At 65.0% G+C, this 16,649-nt stretch carries 11 protein-coding genes; 4 read left to right on the top strand and 7 right to left on the bottom strand.

Translation table 11 applies throughout. From position 1 onward, the window contains the following. Positions 1-49: 49 nt before the first annotated feature. The 6 genes from AC6CIG_RS10495 to AC6CIG_RS10470 form a co-directional block, all read right to left on the bottom strand. A complete protein-coding gene (locus AC6CIG_RS10495; RefSeq protein ID WP_018094615.1) occupies positions 50-706 on the bottom strand; it encodes an HD domain-containing protein in 657 nt (218 codons plus the stop codon). Further along, the gene (locus AC6CIG_RS10490; protein WP_437411675.1) at positions 703-3,459 is read right to left on the bottom strand and encodes a DUF2339 domain-containing protein; all 2,757 of its coding nucleotides are present in this window, start codon (positions 3,457-3,459) and stop codon (positions 703-705) included. Before AC6CIG_RS10490 ends, AC6CIG_RS10495 begins: the two co-directional genes overlap by 4 nt. Before the next feature lie 166 nt (positions 3,460-3,625). Continuing rightward, on the bottom strand, positions 3,626-4,855 hold the full coding sequence (gene lysA / locus AC6CIG_RS10485) for a diaminopimelate decarboxylase (protein WP_437408832.1): 1,230 nt from the start codon (positions 4,853-4,855) through the stop codon (positions 3,626-3,628). An 87-nt stretch (positions 4,856-4,942) separates the two neighbouring features. After that, positions 4,943-6,118 (bottom strand): PLP-dependent transferase, encoded by a 1,176-nt coding sequence (locus AC6CIG_RS10480; RefSeq protein WP_437408831.1) that lies wholly within the window; start codon positions 6,116-6,118, stop codon positions 4,943-4,945. 16 nt (positions 6,119-6,134) lie between these two features. Then, positions 6,135-7,502 (bottom strand): MATE family efflux transporter, encoded by a 1,368-nt coding sequence (locus tag AC6CIG_RS10475; protein ID WP_437408830.1) that lies wholly within the window; start codon positions 7,500-7,502, stop codon positions 6,135-6,137. Next, positions 7,502-8,647: a GNAT family N-acetyltransferase gene (locus tag AC6CIG_RS10470; protein WP_437408829.1), complete on the bottom strand. Its 1,146-nt coding sequence runs from the start codon at positions 8,645-8,647 to the stop codon at positions 7,502-7,504. Before AC6CIG_RS10470 ends, AC6CIG_RS10475 begins: the two co-directional genes overlap by 1 nt. A gap of 303 nt (positions 8,648-8,950) precedes the next feature. Here AC6CIG_RS10470 and AC6CIG_RS10465 point away from each other — a divergent pair, with 303 nt between their 5' ends. The 4 genes from AC6CIG_RS10465 (at position 8,951) to AC6CIG_RS10450 (ending at position 15,665) form a co-directional block, all read left to right on the top strand. Next, a complete protein-coding gene (locus AC6CIG_RS10465) occupies positions 8,951-12,892 on the top strand; it encodes a non-ribosomal peptide synthetase (RefSeq protein WP_437411648.1) in 3,942 nt (1,313 codons plus the stop codon). Between the two features lie 22 nt (positions 12,893-12,914). Then, positions 12,915-14,234, top strand: coding sequence for a lysine N(6)-hydroxylase/L-ornithine N(5)-oxygenase family protein (locus AC6CIG_RS10460; protein ID WP_437411647.1), 1,320 nt, complete (start codon positions 12,915-12,917; stop codon positions 14,232-14,234). Next, positions 14,235-14,960, top strand: a complete 726-nt coding sequence (locus AC6CIG_RS10455; protein ID WP_437411646.1) for a 4'-phosphopantetheinyl transferase family protein — start codon at positions 14,235-14,237, stop codon at positions 14,958-14,960. It begins immediately after the preceding gene. A 144-nt stretch (positions 14,961-15,104) separates the two neighbouring features. Beyond that, positions 15,105-15,665 carry a sigma-70 family RNA polymerase sigma factor gene (locus AC6CIG_RS10450; RefSeq protein WP_437408825.1) on the top strand — a complete coding sequence of 187 codons (561 nt, stop codon included), beginning with the start codon at positions 15,105-15,107 and terminating at the stop codon, positions 15,663-15,665. A gap of 29 nt (positions 15,666-15,694) precedes the next feature. Here the strand turns inward: AC6CIG_RS10450 and AC6CIG_RS10445 are convergent, their stop codons facing one another. Beyond that, complete coding sequence (locus AC6CIG_RS10445; protein ID WP_437408824.1) at positions 15,695-16,591, bottom strand: alpha/beta hydrolase; 897 nt, start codon at positions 16,589-16,591, stop codon at positions 15,695-15,697. Positions 16,592-16,649 lie beyond the last annotated feature (58 nt).

The following is a 16,649-nucleotide window of genomic DNA, read 5'->3' as shown; positions in this document are numbered from 1 at the left end:
AGGCCGTTGCCAATCTGATTCACCGGGACGGGCCAACCCATTGAGGCTTTTAGATTTCATCCAGCATCATGGCAAGCACGCCGCGAAGCCGCTCCTGCCGCTCGACAGCCAACCGCCGCCCCGCCGCGGTCTGGAAATCTTTCGCCAGGCGGAAGAGCTTCGCCTCGAAATGGTCGATCGCGAAAGCCTTGTCGTCGAGCGGGCGGGCTTCGGCCAGGGGATCGAGGGGATCATAAAGCGCGCTGTTCATGCGCCCGGCGATGTAAAAGCAGCGGGCAGCGCCGACCATGCCGATGGCATCGAGCCGATCGGCATCCTGCAGAATCTGCGCCTCCAGCGTTTCCGGCGGCAGATTGGCCGAAAAGCTGTGTGTCAGAACGGCGTGGGCGACGGATGTGATATCGGCCGCACTCCAGCCGAGCCTCTCGAGGATTTCGGACGCCTTTTCGGCCGCCAGCCGAGAAGCCGCTGCACGCTGTGGGGAATTTTTCTCGACCGACACGCAGTCGTGCAGCAGCACGGCGGCGGCCAGCAGGCGGGTGTTGCCACCCTCCTCCGACTGGATGCGGAGAGCGTTTTTCCAGACTCGGATGAGATGCGAGGCGTCATGGGAACCATCGTCCGCGGCGAAGGCATGCGGGAGGAGTTCGCCGGCGAGCCGGTCATGGGGTGCGAAGGCGGCCGCGAGTGCAGGAAGTCGGCTCATGCGCGGTGAGCCCCGTTGCCAGCGCTGCCCGACAATATCTTCTGGTAGAAGAGCCCGATACCGATCAGTACCGCCCCCAGGCCGATGAAGGACAGCGCCCGCAGAAAGCCTTCGAGATTGGACATGTCGACCAGGAATACCTTGAGCACGGCGATGAAGACCAGCACCGCCGAGGCGATACGGATGCTCTTGGCATTCATGCGCGAGCCGACCACGAGAAGCAGCACGCCGAGAACCAGCCAGACCACCGAATAGGTGTAGGTCTCACCCTGCAGGAAGCCCTTCCAATCGGCGACGTTCTGCCCTTGCCAGAAACGGCGCACGCTGAGGCTCGCCCAGGCGAAGGCGAGAACGGCGCCACTGACGGCGAGCGCCGCCACATAGGGCAGCGGGCGACGGCCCCGCGCATACCGGGCAAGCCCCGCATAGCCGATGGCGGGGAGCAGATACCCGATGAGGAGCAGGTCGAAGAAGGGAACGCTTCCGAGCAGTTCGCCGCTGAAATACGGGTTCAGACCGACGAGGTGGGCGGCAAGCACGGAAAGCATCGACAGGACCCCGAGCACCATGCCGCCGTAGCGGAACACCGGACTCGGCGACCTCCCGTCGAGTGTCATGAATATCCCGGAGGCGCCGATCGCGAGAAGCGTGTAGATCGCCTGCTCACCGAGTGTCGGGACGGAACTGTCGAGCACGCCGCGGTTCATCGCGTGGCGAACGAGGATCGCGACCGTCAGAAGCACGAAAAGGCTCGCCAGCGCCTGCAGCAGGTTGCGCACCCGCACATCCGGCAAGGTCCTCAGGAAATAGGCGGAGGCGACGAGCAACAACGCCGGGATGCCGTAGCCCGGGAGCAGCGCATTGAAGACCGGCACCGTTCCGAGGCTGCCCGGCCCGACGATCGTCGGCTCCCAGGCAATCCGCGCGAGAACGACGACCGCGCCGGCGACCGTCACCCAGGGAAGAACCGGCCAGGAGCGAAGACGCGTCGCGAAGCTGTATGCGGCCCCGAGGAAGGCGATCGCCAGTGTCGTCACCAGGCCGTCGGTCCAGGCGTGAAGCCCGATGACGAGAAGACCGAAGGAGCCGAGCGCCAGCAGACCGCCGGGAACGTCGGCTTCCCCCGCCTCTATGCCCCGGCGATAGAGCCATTCGACTAGCCCGAGAAGGAACAGCCCGCCGGCGAAGGCGACGAGGCCATGCGGCAGGTCGAAGGTGAAATTGCCCGTCATCAGGAACGACATGGCCAGAAGCGCATTTGGCATTGCCGCGGCGAGACCTGCCCAAAGAACGACGAATGGCCGATTCCCCGCCGGGCGCCGGGCAAGCACGAGGGCGCCGAAGAGGACGAAGAGCGCCGAAAGTATCATGGCGCTCAGCATGGCCGTGCGGCCAGGGACGACGATCTCGGGCGGCAAATCGGCCAAAGACGGATCGAGATAGGACAGAACACCACTGAGCGCAGTCAAGCTCCAGGTACCTGCGATGGCACCGAAGGCGGCGAGCAGTGCCCCATAGACCGCATTTGGACGCAAGGAGCCTGCAGCGGCAAGCGCCGCGACGACGACCACGAATTCGGTCACCGGGAAACGCTGGGCGTCGACGGTCGGGCTGATGAACAGCAGCGCGAGAACGGCTGCGACGATCGCCGCCGAGATGGAGATGGCAAGTCGGGGCGGCTTGAAGAGCCGCTCCCAGGCGCCCGCCGCCGGCGCTCCGCTCGGCTCCGCGTCCCGCTCGCCGAGGCCCGGCCAGATCAGTGCGACACCGGCGATCATCACCAGGAGCGCGAAGGTCACCGGAGGCGCCTCGAAAGGCGTCGCGAGCGCTACATAGGCAAGGCCCCAGAGCCCGAGGCCGGCATTGGCAAGCGTCGGAACGACCGACCAGCGGCGCAGACGCGACGCGGCAAGCGTGGCGAGCCATGCGGCCGCAAGGAAGCCGAACAACACCCAGGGGCGCGGCTCTCCGCTGGAGACGAACAGGGGCGTCAGAAGCGATGCGAGAAGACCGAGGCCGGCAAACGCCTGACCGTGCAGCAGTGACAGCCCCACCGTCGCAAGCGAAATCACCGCCAGCAGAATGAAAGCGGCTGCAGTGCCGATGAAGCCGTAGATGCCATAGGCGGCATAGACGACGCCAAACAGGGTGACGGCACCGGCAGCGGTCAGAACGCCCGGTATCATCGCGTTGCGGAAGCGGTCCGCGACAGCAGGCACGGCGCGCCGGCGGATCACCTCGCCGGCTGCTCCGAGCGCGAGCCCGAAGAGGGCGGCGAGGGTCAAGCGGACCGGGGGGCTCAGCAAGCCGGCATCGATCGAATACTGCACGAGGAAATAGCCGCCGAGCGCCAAGGCGAGCCCCCCGACCCAGACCGGCCACCTCCCGCCGATCCGGCTCTCCAGGCTCTCGGTCCGCGCTGCCGCAGCCGAGGGTATCGCCGGTGGCGCGGCCTCCTCGTCGAGGCTTTCGGCAGCACCCCTGGTTTCGTCAGCAACGGCGTGAGCGTCCTGCCGCGCCCGCGCCCATGGACCGTCGGCCATCGCCTCGGGCTCGGCAGCCTTCGCAACGTCAGCCTCCGTCCTCGCAGCTTCGATATCCGGGGAGCGCTGTTCCGTCGACTCTCTCCCGAGCCGCGCGATCTCCGCCTTCAGGCTCTCGATTTCACGGTCGAGGCGCTCGGCCGTCCTCCGGCCGCCGAGGAAAGCAACGAGCGCCATCACGAAGGCTAGAAGAGCTATGGCCTCGAGCATCAGTTCCCCCGGCATCACCACGATCAGGATCGATTCGGACAACGTTAGCGCGAAACGGGCGCCGAAAATATCCTGCGGCAGATATCCGCGGATTTATGCCGACGAGCTCCGTTCCCCCTCAAGGGATTTCCCGACATGGCGGGATGATAGCTCGTTGAAATGCGCGTCACGGCAAACCGGTTTCGAGCGTCAGCAGTTCGTCCAACGTCTGGCGGCGGCGGATCAAGGTGTGCCTGGACTCGTCGACGAGCACCTCCGGTACATAAAGCCGGCTGTTGTAGTTCGACGACATCGTCGCGCCATAGGCGCCGGCGCCATGGAAAACCAGATGATCGCCGACCTCGACTTCGGGGAGGTCGCGGGGCAGCACCGTCCCGGTTTCGGTCTGGGTGAAGACGTCGCCGGATTCGCAAAGGGGGCCGGCGATGATCGACGGCAGCATTTGAGCCCGCTCCGGAATGGCGGAAATGCGGTGGTAGCTGCCATACATGGCGGGCCGGGCTAGTTCGCTGAAACCGGCATCGACGAGCACGAAGCGGTTCCGCCCCATGGTCTTGACGGCGCGGACCTCCGAGACGAGCACGCCGGAATCGGCAACAAGGTAGCGGCCGGGCTCGATTTCGAGCCTGACGGCGTGTCCGACTTGCGCCTCGATCTCCAGCCGCGCCGCATTCCAGAGCGAAAAATAGTGGGCGGGCTCGATCTCCTCTTCCTCCTCCCGGTAAGGTACGGAGAGGCCGCCGCCGGCGGAGACGGCTTCGATATCGGCGCCCAGCTTGCGGCAGAGGTCCACCATTGCCCCGCAAACCCGTTGCAGGTGACCGTAATCGACACCCGAGCCGATGTGCATGTGAAGGCCGACGAGCGTCAGCGCATGGCGGCGCACGAGCGCCATGGCATCCTGCAACTGCTCGAACCAGATGCCGTGCTTGCTGCTTTCTCCACCGGTATTGGTCTTGTTGCTGTGGCCGTGCCCGAAACCCGGATTGAGGCGCAGCCAGACGCGATGGCCCGGCGAGCGTTCACCAAGTTGCCGCAGCATGTCGATGGAGCCGGCATTGACCTCTATCCCGTCGGCGACGACGCGCTCGAGGGTAGCGCGGTCGAGGAGATCGGCAGTGAAAACGACGTCCGCCGTGCCCGAGATATTGCCGACGGCAAAGCCGGCCCGCTTCGCCCGCTCGATTTCCCCGAGCGAGACGGCGTCGACCCGCACACCGGCCTTGCGCATCTCGTCAAGGACATGAATGTTCGAACAGGCTTTTTGCGCATAGCGCACGACATCGAAGGCGGAGAGCTGCGCGATGCGGCGGCGGATGGACGAGGCGTCGTAGACCCAGAGCGGCGTACCGTATTCGCCGGCAAGCGAGATCAGCGTTTCGTTCGAGAGGGGCATGGTGTCTCTGGAAATTGGAGTAATGTCGGGGAGCGGAGCGGCGGGGCTGCACCGCTCCGGGCATGGTGCGGAAGCATATCGCCCGGTCTAGCGTTTCGCCGCCCGCAAGGCTTGATCCAGATCGGCGATGACTCTTTCCGCAGAATGCAACCCGACATTCAGGCGGATCGTGCGATCGCTGACGCCGAAGCGGGCGAACACGTTGGTTTCCGGCGAGATGCTGAGCGCAGCCTTGGCCGGCACGACGAGGCTTTCCGGCCCGCCCCAGCTCACCCCGATGCGCACCAGGCGCAGCGCATTGACGAAGGACGCCACGTCTATGCCGTCCGAGACCGTGAAGGAGAACAGGCCGCCGAAGCCGCGGAAGGCGGCCTTTCCGGGATGGTCGTAGAAAGCCGGATGCAAGACGCCGGTCAGATCCTCATGCGCCTGGAGCCAGGAAGCCACGGCAAGGCCAGCCTCGTGGTGATGGCGCATGCGGAACGGCAGGGTTTCGAGGTTGCGCAGTACCAGCCAGGCTTCGAAGGGTGCGAGTTTCGCGCCGGTATAGGGATAGATCTCGCCATTGATCCGGTCGATATGCGCCTTCGAGCCAGCGACGAGGCCGGCAACCGTATCGCTTTGCCCGCCGAGATACTTTGACGCCGCGTGAATGACGAGATCAATGCCGAAATCGAGCGGGTTCTGGTAGAGCGGCGTCGCCCAGGAATTGTCGACGATGGTCACGACGCCGTGGCGGCGGGCGGCCTCGCCGATCGCCTTCAGATCCTGCAGTTCGAAGACCATGGAGGTCGGGTTTTCCAGATATGCGAGGCGGGCGCCGGGCAGCGCGGCGACCATCGCCTCCGTATCGGTGCCGTCGACATAATCGACGAGGATCCCGAAGCGTTTCAGCACCTTCTCGAAGAAGCGGAAGGCATCGCTATAGACGTGCCGCACGGTAACAATGCGGTCGCCCGGGCCGACGAAGGCGAGCACCGCGGCGGCGATCGCCGCCATGCCGCTGGAAAAGGCGCGGGCATCCTCCGCGCCCTCCATATCCGCGATGCGGCGCTCCAGCAGGCGCACGGTCGGATTGTCGCCTCGCGAATAGATCGGCTTCTTCGAGCGGCCGGCAAAGACGTCCTCCAGTTCCTCGTAGCTGTCGAAGAGGAAGAGCGACGTCTGGTAGATCGGCGGCACGGCGGCATCGAACGGATCGTCGCGTTGCAGCAGCAGCGCCTCAGCATTGCGATAGGCGTCGACTTTCAGGGGCTCGTTCATGGTGTTTCCTCTTATGTCAGGAAGGGCCGACAGATGGATCGGCGAGACGCGGGGCCATCGCTCGGGGTATGGCGGACCATTCGTGCCGGGCGACAAAAAGGCCGAGCACGGCGGCCAGGACGGCTGCCGCCGCAGGCGCGGCAGCAACGCCGGCGAAGCCGGCCCATAGCGGCAGGAGAATAAGGAGCGGAATGAGCAGGTAGCCTTGCGGCGCGAGCCCGACGAGGGCCGAAAGCCCGGCTCTCCCCCGCGATTGCAGCAGCACGAGCAGCACGGACTGGAACGCGGCCAGCGGAAAGACCGGGAAGAGCGCGCGCAACCAGGTTGCGGCCTCGGCGACAACCGCGGGGTCGCCGGTAAAGAGCCGCGCGACCGGTTCAGCCGCAAAGAACAGCAGCGCCGCATAGAGGAATGTCGCCGGGATCGTCAGGGCCAGCATGAAGCGTATGACGCTCTTCAGCCGCGCGGCATCGCCCGCGCCGAAGGCATGGCTCACGACGCTCTGCGCGCCAAGGCAGAAGCCGAGCACGGGAAGCTGCCCGAGCGTCATCATCCGCACGGCGATGGCGGTCGCCGCAACGCCGGTATCGCCGCCATGGACCGCCGACTTTCGCATCAGGACGAGGAGGGCGACGCCGGTGGCGAGCGTCGTCGCGGCGGCGGGCACGCCGATTTTCCCGATCGGCCTCAGCAAGGACCAGCGGATTTTACCGCCGAGAAGATCGACTTTGCCCCATCTGCGCAGGAAATAGACGGCATAGCAGGCCAGCGCCGCCGTTGCGGAAAGCAGCGTGGCGAAAGCCGCGCCGGCGGCGCCAAGATCGAAGGCGAAGATGAAGATCGGGTCGAGCACGACGTTAAGTGCGAAGCTTGCGATCAGCACGATCATGGAAAAGCGCGAATTGCCTTCGGCAATCGCGATGAAGTCGCAGACCACCTGCAACAGCCCGAGCGTCAGGCCGAGTGCGAGCATCCGGCCGTAAGCGAGGGCTGGCGCGAGCAGAGCCTCGCTTGGCCCAAGCGCGCCGGCAAACGCCGGTAAGCCGAGATAAATCGGTACGGAGAGGGTGATGCCGAGGGGCATCGTCGCCGCAAGCGCCGTCACCGCGACGGCCGCTGCCCCCGTGCGGTCGCCGGCGCCGAGTCGGCGCGCCAAAAGCGTCGCGAGGCCGATGCCGAGCCCTTGGCCGGCGGCGCCCACCAGGAGAAAAAGCGGCATGACGAGGCCGACGCCTCCAAGCACTTCCGGCCCGAGGGCGCCGAGGAAGAGCGCGTTCACCGCATGATGCCCGGCATTGGCGGCAAGGCCTGCCACCGCCGGCAGCGCGACCGCCAGAACGAGCCGCACGAGGCGCGGATCGTTCAAGTCCACGGCGGTTTTCATCACGCGGCGTCTCGGGCGAGCGATCCGAGGGCGGGTAGGCCGTCCGGCCCGCCGAGGCCAGTGAGATCGGGAGAAAGCAGCCGATCCATGAAAAAGCGCTCGCGCAGCAGCATGACGAGAAGTGCCTTCTTATGAGGGAACTGGACGTGCTTGACCTTGGCGAAGCCGGAACGGTCCAGATTGCGGATCTGCTGGCGGTGGTGGTGGATCGGCTCGCCGACGATGCGGCGGGTGCGCGCATCGGCGAGGAACATGTAATGCATCAGCGAGGGCAGCCAGGCGCTGACGAACGCCTTGCCACGGAAATCGTCCTCGCCGATCGCCACATGCCAGCCGCGATCATAACCATCGGCCTCGTAATGCGGGCCAATCCGGTCCTCCTTGGCCCAGTAGAGTTCGAAGTAGCCGAAGGGCACGCCGCCGAAGGTTCCGATCAAGGGCAGCGTGCGCGGATCGGCAAGGCGGCCGGCGATGAAATCTCGATGGTAGGAGAGTTCGCCATTGTCCTCCCAAATCGCCGCCACGCGGGAATCGTTCATCCAGCGATGGAAATGCGGCAGATCCGCCTCGACATCGGCGACATGGAAGGCGAGGTCAGTGTTCAACCAGGGAATAAAGCGGCTATAGACGCGGCCCGCGGGTTTCGGCGGGCGCTGCGGATGAAGCGCGCCGTTCGTCAGCGTCACAGCTTCGGGATAGGCGGCGGGAACGCCTCCGAGCCACGGCCTTGCCAGTTGGAAGAAGGTTTCCGGCCGCGCGAGCAGCCGCTCGCCATGGCGTTCGAGCGCGCCGGTGCGAAGGAGGTCCTGCACGAAACTGCCATCGGCAAACTCCACCTCAACGGCGCTCAACGCCGGATTGCAGGCGAGGACCGATTCCAGAACGGCGCCGACGATATCGGCGGCAGCAACCTGCGAGACCGGCAAAGCCTGGAAGGTCAGCAGGCGGGCGGACGGGCTGGAGAGCGAGCCCGACGCCACCTCTTCTCCCTCGTGCTCGACGCGAAAGCCGCCAGGAGCCTTGCTCCGCAAGACACGAAGCGGCTGTCCGTAAGCAAGCGTGTGACTGAGCGCTCCCGTCGCCGGCAACTCAAGGCCATCGGACTTCTCCCCCATCGTTTCGCTGACGGCGACATAGGCATTCATGGTCTTCTCCACTTTCGAAACGCGGGGCCGGCCAGAGGTCCACGCGCGGCCGATGGTTCGACAATGACGAATGAGGCCACGTCGAATTCAGATTATTTTCAGCTTTTTTCTAAATTCGCGCGCGGCTCATTCGTCATTGGTTGGCGTCGATGTAACGGCTGGCCGGACGACAGTCGATCGGCGCGCTAAAGCCGCGCATATAGGGCAAAAGAGCTTCACGATCGCGAAAATCACGAAGCCGATACTATACCTATATTCGCGCCACATAAAACATTTCGATTCCATCGAGAGAACGGCGAAGAAATGACAATTCATGATCGGAACGCCAAGGCGGCAAACGACTTCGCTCCCGTAGCGAAATGTTCGCTTTCGCCAGCGCAATCGCGAATCTGGTTCTTGTCGGAGACGGGCAACGAAGCCGTCTACGGGCGGCAAATTCTCGGCGTTACCTTCCCGCCGGTCGCCCTTGCGACGGCGCGCGAGGCACTGGCCCTCCTGTCGCGACGCCACCCCCTGGTCACCACGCGTTTCGAAGCGCGCGCCGGCGGCGCGGTGCAGCAGGTGCGGACGAGCGGCGAGGCTGTCGCCGTGCTGGAAGTGGCTGGCGCAGGCGATCTCGACAGAGTGCTGTCCGAGGCCGCCGCGACGGAAAGGAACCGCCCGGTCGATCTTGCGGGCGGCAATCCGGCACGCTTCATCCTTGCCACGGAGAACGGTGTGGCCGTCGGCGCGGTGTTTTCGCTGCATGCCGTGCTGGCCGATACGGCGACGCTCGACCTTCTCGCGACAGATTTCCTTCGCTTTCTCGGTGGGGAGGCCCCCGCGGCTACGGACGGCGGAGCCGTTGCGGGCTGGATGGCCAGAAACGGTGCGTCGCGCGTTCCGGCGCAGGCTCTGGTCGATTTCTGGTTCCAACGGCTGACGGCGCAGGACAGCGTTGCCGTATTGGCTCCGCAGGCCGCGACAGGGCAGGATCGCCTCGAGGAGACCTGGGCGGAACACCTGCTGGTATTGCCCGTCTCCCGAGAACAGTCGATCGACGAAACGACACGCCGCGTTCTCGGCGCCCTCGGGATCGCCCTCCGCCGGCATTCCGGTCACGGCGCGCAACGCATCGGCCTCGTCACCCGGCCTTCCGCACCCGCCGTCGCCGCCCGCAGCGAGGATGTGCTGATCCTGACGGCCGCGCTCGGCGGCGACATGACGCTCGCGGATGCCCGTGCCGCCTTCGAAACGGAGATCTTGACCGCCGCCGCACGGTCCGTGCCCTTCGAAGCGCTGGCCGACGCGCTACTGCGCCGTGACGAAGCCTTCGACACGACCAGCCTCGCCAGGACGCTTCTCGACGTGCGCCCGCCCTTCCGCTTCGCCGGGATGGACGGCGTGCGCACCATTGCCGAACCGCCGGCCCGCCGGGATGCGGAGCTGGTGGTGACCGTCCGCCGTCTTTCCGACGAGACGCTGGGCGTCAGCTTCGGCTTCGATCCGCAGAAACTCGATCGCAAGCAGGTCGCCCGTTTTGCCGATGATCTGGCGATTGCCCTGGCGCGGCTCGCCAGCCATCCGGACGAGCCGATCAAATGCATCCCCTTCGTTTCACGCGAAGAGCTGGACCGGCTTTCCGCACCCTATCCGGATACGCCCGCGCCCGATGACGGCACGCCCATCCACGAGGTCATTTCGGCCGAAGCCCGGCGCCGGCCGCATGCCTTCGCCGTAGCTCAGGGCGAGCGTTCGGTCACCCATGGCGAGCTCGAGGCCGCCGCCAACCGGCTGGCCCATCGCCTGATCGCCCTAGGCATCGGTCCGGAAAGGCGGGTCGCCGTGGCGCTCGAAAAGTCGATCGATGCGATCGTCGCCATTCTCGCCGTGCTGAAATCGGGCGGCGCCTTCACCCCGGTCGAGCCGGATCATCCCGAAGCGCGCAACCGGCATATCCTCACCGCGCCCGGCCTGTCGCTCGTCATTTCCCGCACGCGGCATATCGCCAACCTGCCGGGCGACATCGGCACGCCGATGCTCAATCTCGACGCGACCGACCTTTCCGGCGAGGCCGAGACCGCGCCGGCCACGGTCATTGCGCCGGACCAGCTTGCCTATGTGATCTATACCTCGGGCTCGACCGGCGTGCCGAAGGGCGTTGCCGTCGAACACGGGCCGCTGGCGCATCATTGCAAGGCCACGCTCCGTATATACGAAATGAGCGAGGAGTCTTGCGAGTATCCCGTGCTGCCCTTCACCTCCGATGGCGGCCATGAACGCTGGATTGTCCCCCTGATGGCCGGGGGCGGCGTGGTGCTCGCCCCCGACAGGCTGGCAACGCCGGAAGACGCCTTCGCCATGATGGTCAGGCATGGCGTCAATAATGCCAGCCTCCCGACCAGCTATGTGCGCGGCCTTGCCGAATATGCCGGGGAGAATGCAGACATTCCCCGCCTGCGGCTCTATTCCTTCGGCGGCGAGGCGCTGTCGCAGGCCGTGTTCGACATGATCACGGAAAACCTCCAGGCAAAATTGCTGATCAACGGCTACGGTCCGACCGAGACGATCATGACGCCGATGATCTGGAAGATTCCGGCCGGCACGCGCTTCGAGGGCGCCGTTGCGCCGATCGGCCGCGGCGTCGGCGACCGACGCATCTATGTGCTCGACGCCGATCTCGCGCCCGTGCCGGTCGGCGTCATCGGCGAGATCTATATCGGCGGCAGCGGCATCGCGCGCGGCTATCTCGGCCAGCCGGAGCTTACGGCGGACCGCTTCATCCCCGATCCGTTCTCCGGGACGGGACGGCTCTACAAGTCCGGCGACCTCGGCCGCTGGCGGGAGGACGGCATCGTCGAATTCGCCGGCCGCGTCGATCATCAGATCAAGCTGCGCGGTTTCCGCATAGAGCCGGGCGAGATCGAAGCCGTGCTGCGCTCCGACCGGCGCGTCGCCGAGGCCGTGGTGCTGCTGCACAGTGAAGGCGGGCGCAGCTTCCTCGTGGCCTATGTGGTGCCGTGTGAGGGCGAGGCGCTCAGCGCCACCGACCTGCGACGCGTAGCCGTCGCCGCCCTGCCCGACTATATGGTGCCGCAGACCATTATGCTCATCGACGCCCTTCCCATGGGCCCGAACAGCAAGCTGGACCGCGCCGCCCTCCCCGCTCCGCGCATCGAACGGGCGCTTGTTTCGCCGGCAACCGACAAGGAGACGGCGATCCGCGAGGTCTGGCAGGACGTTCTCGATATCGGCGAGATCGGCGTGACCGAGAACTTCTTCGACATCGGCGGGCAATCCCTGGCGGCGGTGCGCATCGTCTCGCGCTTGAAGATGCGCCATCCCGAATGGCCGCTGTCGATTGCCGACATGTTCAACCACCCGACCATCCGCGACCTTGCACTCGCCGTCGAAGGCGGACGCGATGAGGCGGGTGTCGATGTCGTCTATCTCCGCCGCAACGGCGAAAAGCCGGTGCTCTATTGCTTCCCCGGCCTTCTCGTCAGTACCCGCGAATATATGCGGCTGGTGGACTATCTCGGCCCGGACCAGCCGGCGACCGGCTTCATCTGCTACTCGCTAACCGAGACGAAAACGCTGAGCACCCGTGTCGAGGACATCACGGCGCGGTATGCGGAGGCGGTGCGCCGGCAGGCGCAGGGCCGGCCCTGCGCCTTTCTCGGCTGGTCCTGGGGCGGCCTGCTGGCCTATGAGGCGGCGCGCCAGCTCGGCGCCGACATCGATCTCCGCATGATCGGCATGGTCGACGTGTGCGACATGGACGAAGAGTTCACCCTCGGCGTCATGCCGCGCTTCGCCGAGAATGTTCGCGAGCGGACCCATGCCGCCGTGAAGCAATGGCTCATGACAACACCGATGCGCGAGGACTGGAAGCGCCTCTTTGCCGCCATGGATGCGGAGGTCTACGAACAGTTCCTCTCCCATATCGTCAAGAACAACGTCACCCTGCCGACAGATGGGCCGGATATCGGCTCGGAGGAGCACACGTTCTGGATCCTCATCGACAATGCGATGATCTTCCGCAACTACCGCCTCGCCCCGTCCGATTTCCGCATTCATGCCTTTGCCGCGGAAGACTCCCTCACACGCGCGCTCAACGTCATCGACTGGCGCCGCTATTCGCCGAACGCCACCGCGTCGGAGATCGTCACCGGCACAAACCATCTCACGATCATCGGCAAGACGCCGTTCCACCAGCGTTTCGCCCGTCGGCTGGACCAGGCGTTCTCGGCTTCCGTCCTCTAATGCCTCATTCTGGAGTTCCATCATGACTTCCCATGTGCTCGACCTCGCCGGGGCCGGTATCGGACCGTTCAACCTCAGCCTTGCCGCTCAGCTCGATTCGATACCCGAGCTTTCGGTGCGCTTCTTCGAGCGGCGCGCCGCCTTCGCCTGGCATCCCGGCATGATGCTGCCGGGAGCGGAAATGCAGACCTCCATCCTGAAGGACCTGGTGACCGCCACCAATCCGACGAGCCCCTGGAGCTTCCTCGCCTATCTTGTGGCGCACAAGCGCTTCTATCAGTTCATCAATGCGGAATATGAAGCGGTGCCGCGCAAGGAATTCGCCGACTATCTCGGCTGGGTGGCGCGCGGCCTCTCTTCTCTCCGCTTCGGCACCAGTCTGCGCGACGTGCATCTCGACGGCGACCGCTTCGACATCGCCACCGACAACGAGACCGTGCATGCGAAAAACCTTGCCGTCGGTGTCGGCAAGGTACCGTCCCGGCCGGCATGGGCCGAGGCTTTGCCGAAGTCGATGACCTTCCACAGCAGCGAGGCCGTCTCGCGGCTCACCGAGGTGAAGGCCGGGCGGATCGCCGTCGTCGGCGGAGGTCAGAGCGGCGCGGAGATCGTCGATGCACTCATGGAGCGCAATGATGTTTCGGCGGTGCACTGGATCAGCCGCCGCCCGAACTTCGAGCCGCTCGATGCCACACCGTTCACCAACGAGCTTTTCACGCCGAGCTACATGGAACGTTTCCATGTCCTTCCGGAGGAGTTGCGGCTCATCCACACGCGCCGGCAGGTGCTCGCCAGCGACGGTGTTTCCGCCTCGACGCTGAAAAAGCTCTATCGCCGGCTCTATGAACGGCAGTTCGAGGCCGGTCAGGGCGTCGATCACGGCATTTCACTGCGCCCCTTCCGCGACGTCGTCGCGGCCGAGCAGGAGGGTTCCGGAATTTCCCTGACCATGCGCAACGGCTTCGACGGGAACATCGAGACGCTGACCGTCGACATGGTGGTGCTCGCCACCGGTTATCGCTTCGTGCTTCCCGAATTCCTGCATTCGCTGGAAGATCGCATTGCGTTCAACTCGCTCGGCGAGCCGGTGCTGGAGAGCGATTTCTCGCTCGCATGGGACGGTCCGCGGGAAAACCGCATCTTCGTGCTCAATGCCGGGCGCCACAGCCACGGGATCGCCGAACCGCAGCTCAGCCTCGCCGCCTGGCGCAGCGCCGTCATCGCCAATGCGCTGGTCGGACGGCAGCATTTCGATCTCACGCAGATCGACCCCGTCGTGCGGTGGGAAAGCGAGGGCGGGCCGGCGAGGCTGCCGGCGCATCTGGGCCAGGCCGCCGAATAGGTGTCCGCGGCCCTCTTGGAAGGCGCGAAGGGGCGGGTGGAACTGCATTGCCTGCATTTGCGCACCGGGTGCCCCGCTCCCGACAACGTACTCAGCCTCGCAGAGAGGCAGCGTGCGGCCGCTTTTCGCTCGAGCGAAGCGGCCCGCTTGTTCGTTGCAGGTCGCGTCCTTTGCCGAAATATCCTCGCCGAAGTCATCGGTTGCGCGCCAGAATCTCTCGCCATTGCGCTGTCGCCCGAGGGCCGGCCCTATCTGCCCGGCCATCCCGGGATCGATTTCAATCTTTCCCACACGACGGGGACCGTCGCACTCGCGGTGTGTCTCAACGGTCGCGTGGGTATCGATATCGAACGCGCCGAAGGACATGGCGAGGCGGCGATGCGGGATCTCATGCCCCTCATTCTTTCCGAGGAGGAAGAGGCAGATCTCCGGCAGCTGCCTCCGGGGGAGCAACCGACTGCCTGTCTCGCCCGGTGGGTGGCCAAGGAGGCGGTCTTGAAGTGCCGCGGTCGTGGTCTTCTCGACGATCCCAGACGTGTGACGATCGAATCCGGAGGTTCGATCTCGAATTCATGCAACCGTCCCAATGAGGCTGGCGGCGGATGTCGATTCCATGCAGGTCGGGACTATGGTCACCTGTGGGCCGTCGCAACCCAAAATCCGGTCGAGAGGCCCCTCTGGCACCATCACCACGCGGGCGACCGTCTCAGAAGAGAACATCGATGAAGCGGCCGGTCGAAAGATGTTGACCGACAGCGGTGAGGCTCTGCATCTTCATCAATATCTTGACTGAAAGAATCATGTTTTATAATCATCGTGAAAAAACAAGGGGAGATTGAAATACAGCCATGATTTCAACGGGGACCCGACATGATTGCCGACAGCAACCCGCAGTCGACGTGCAACGAACAGCTCCAATCGGCTCTTGAGGCCTATCCCAAGCTCCTCTCCATCGCCCGCAGGATCACCGGCTGCCCCGTCATCGCTGAGGACGTCGTCCAGGACGTCCTGCTGCAGCTCGTCTCCAAGCCGCTCAACCATGACATAGCGGCGCCGATCTCTTACGTGATACGGATGGTACGCAATCTGGCGACTGACCATATGCGGCGGCTGCGCTATGAGAGAGGCCTGTTTCTGGAAGAGGACGTCGGCGGCAACGCAACCGCCTACGGCAGTCCGGAAGAACGCCTGCGGGAAGCCGAAGCCTACAGGGCATTCTGCTGTGTGGTCGAGGCCATGCCGACGCGCACGCGAAAATTCTACGAGGACCATTATTTCGCGGACGTCCCGCAAAAGACCATAGCCCGGGAGGCGGGCGTTTCGTGCGCGCTCGTCTGTGGTCTGCTGCGCGAAGCGCATACCCGCTGCCTTGCCGCGCTGTCGGTCGAAGCGAACCAAAGCCGTCGCTATCGGCCGAAGCAGACATCATGAAGGCCGATCCCGCCGAAAGCCGGAACCGGCTACATTTCCTGGCGGAAGGCGATCTGCACGGCCCGGTTCACCGCAACGGGAAGAACGGACATGTGGTTTTCGCCGGCGTATTCCTCGAAACGGCCGACGCCTGCGAGTGCCGGCAACGCTTCCCAACGTTCCGCCATGGCGCGAGCATATTCCACGGTTCGCGTTTCCAGAGCTCGGGCGAGGCGCTGCCCCTCGTCGGGCCTGCCCTTGTGAAAGGGGGCGATGCACCGCTCACTCTCATATTGCCCGGCCGAAAGATGAAGCTCCAGGCCCGGCGGCACGTCTGCGCGTTCCAGAAATGCCCGTTCCGTCACGAGAATGGCCGCATCCTCCCAGAAGATCGCGGGGCTCGCCGCGATCCAGCGCCGGAAGGCCCGGGGTCTGGTAAACAGTGCGTGGAGCACGAACAGACCGCCGAAGGAATGGCCGAAAAGCGACTGGCGAGACCGGTCGATTGGTACCTGCTTTTCGACCCAGGGCTTCAACTCGTCTTCGATCGCCGAGAGAAAATCGGCCCCTCCCCCGGTCCGGACATCCGGCGTATCCGGGAAGAAGGGCGGATAGGTCCGACCGGGCGGCGGGCTCAGGTCCCAGGAACGCCGCACAGGATCGTACGCCTCATCGGAGGGGTAGCCGATCGCAACGATCACGCCGTCACAGATGTTCGTCCCGCCCGGATAGGACATCTGCACCTTCTGAGCGTCGACGGCCGTCGCGAAGCAGGCGTTGCCGTCCGTGAGATAGAGAACCGGCCAGCCCTCCGGCGGCGCCGGCCTCGCCGGTCGATAGAGAAAAATCCGGTATGGCTGCTCGACATCGCCCAAGGTCAGATCGGCGAATGTGGCACCGGCGATCGCCACGGGCGATGCCGCAAGTTCGGATGATGAATGGGGCATGATCTCTCCGGACGGCCGACGGCAGGATGCCGATAAAGTTGAATGAAATTGGCATATT

It is taken from the genome of Sinorhizobium sp. GQ132, from assembly GCF_059758575.1.
The sequence above is the reverse complement of the archived record's forward strand: the minus strand, read 5'-3'. Positions and strand labels throughout refer to the sequence as shown.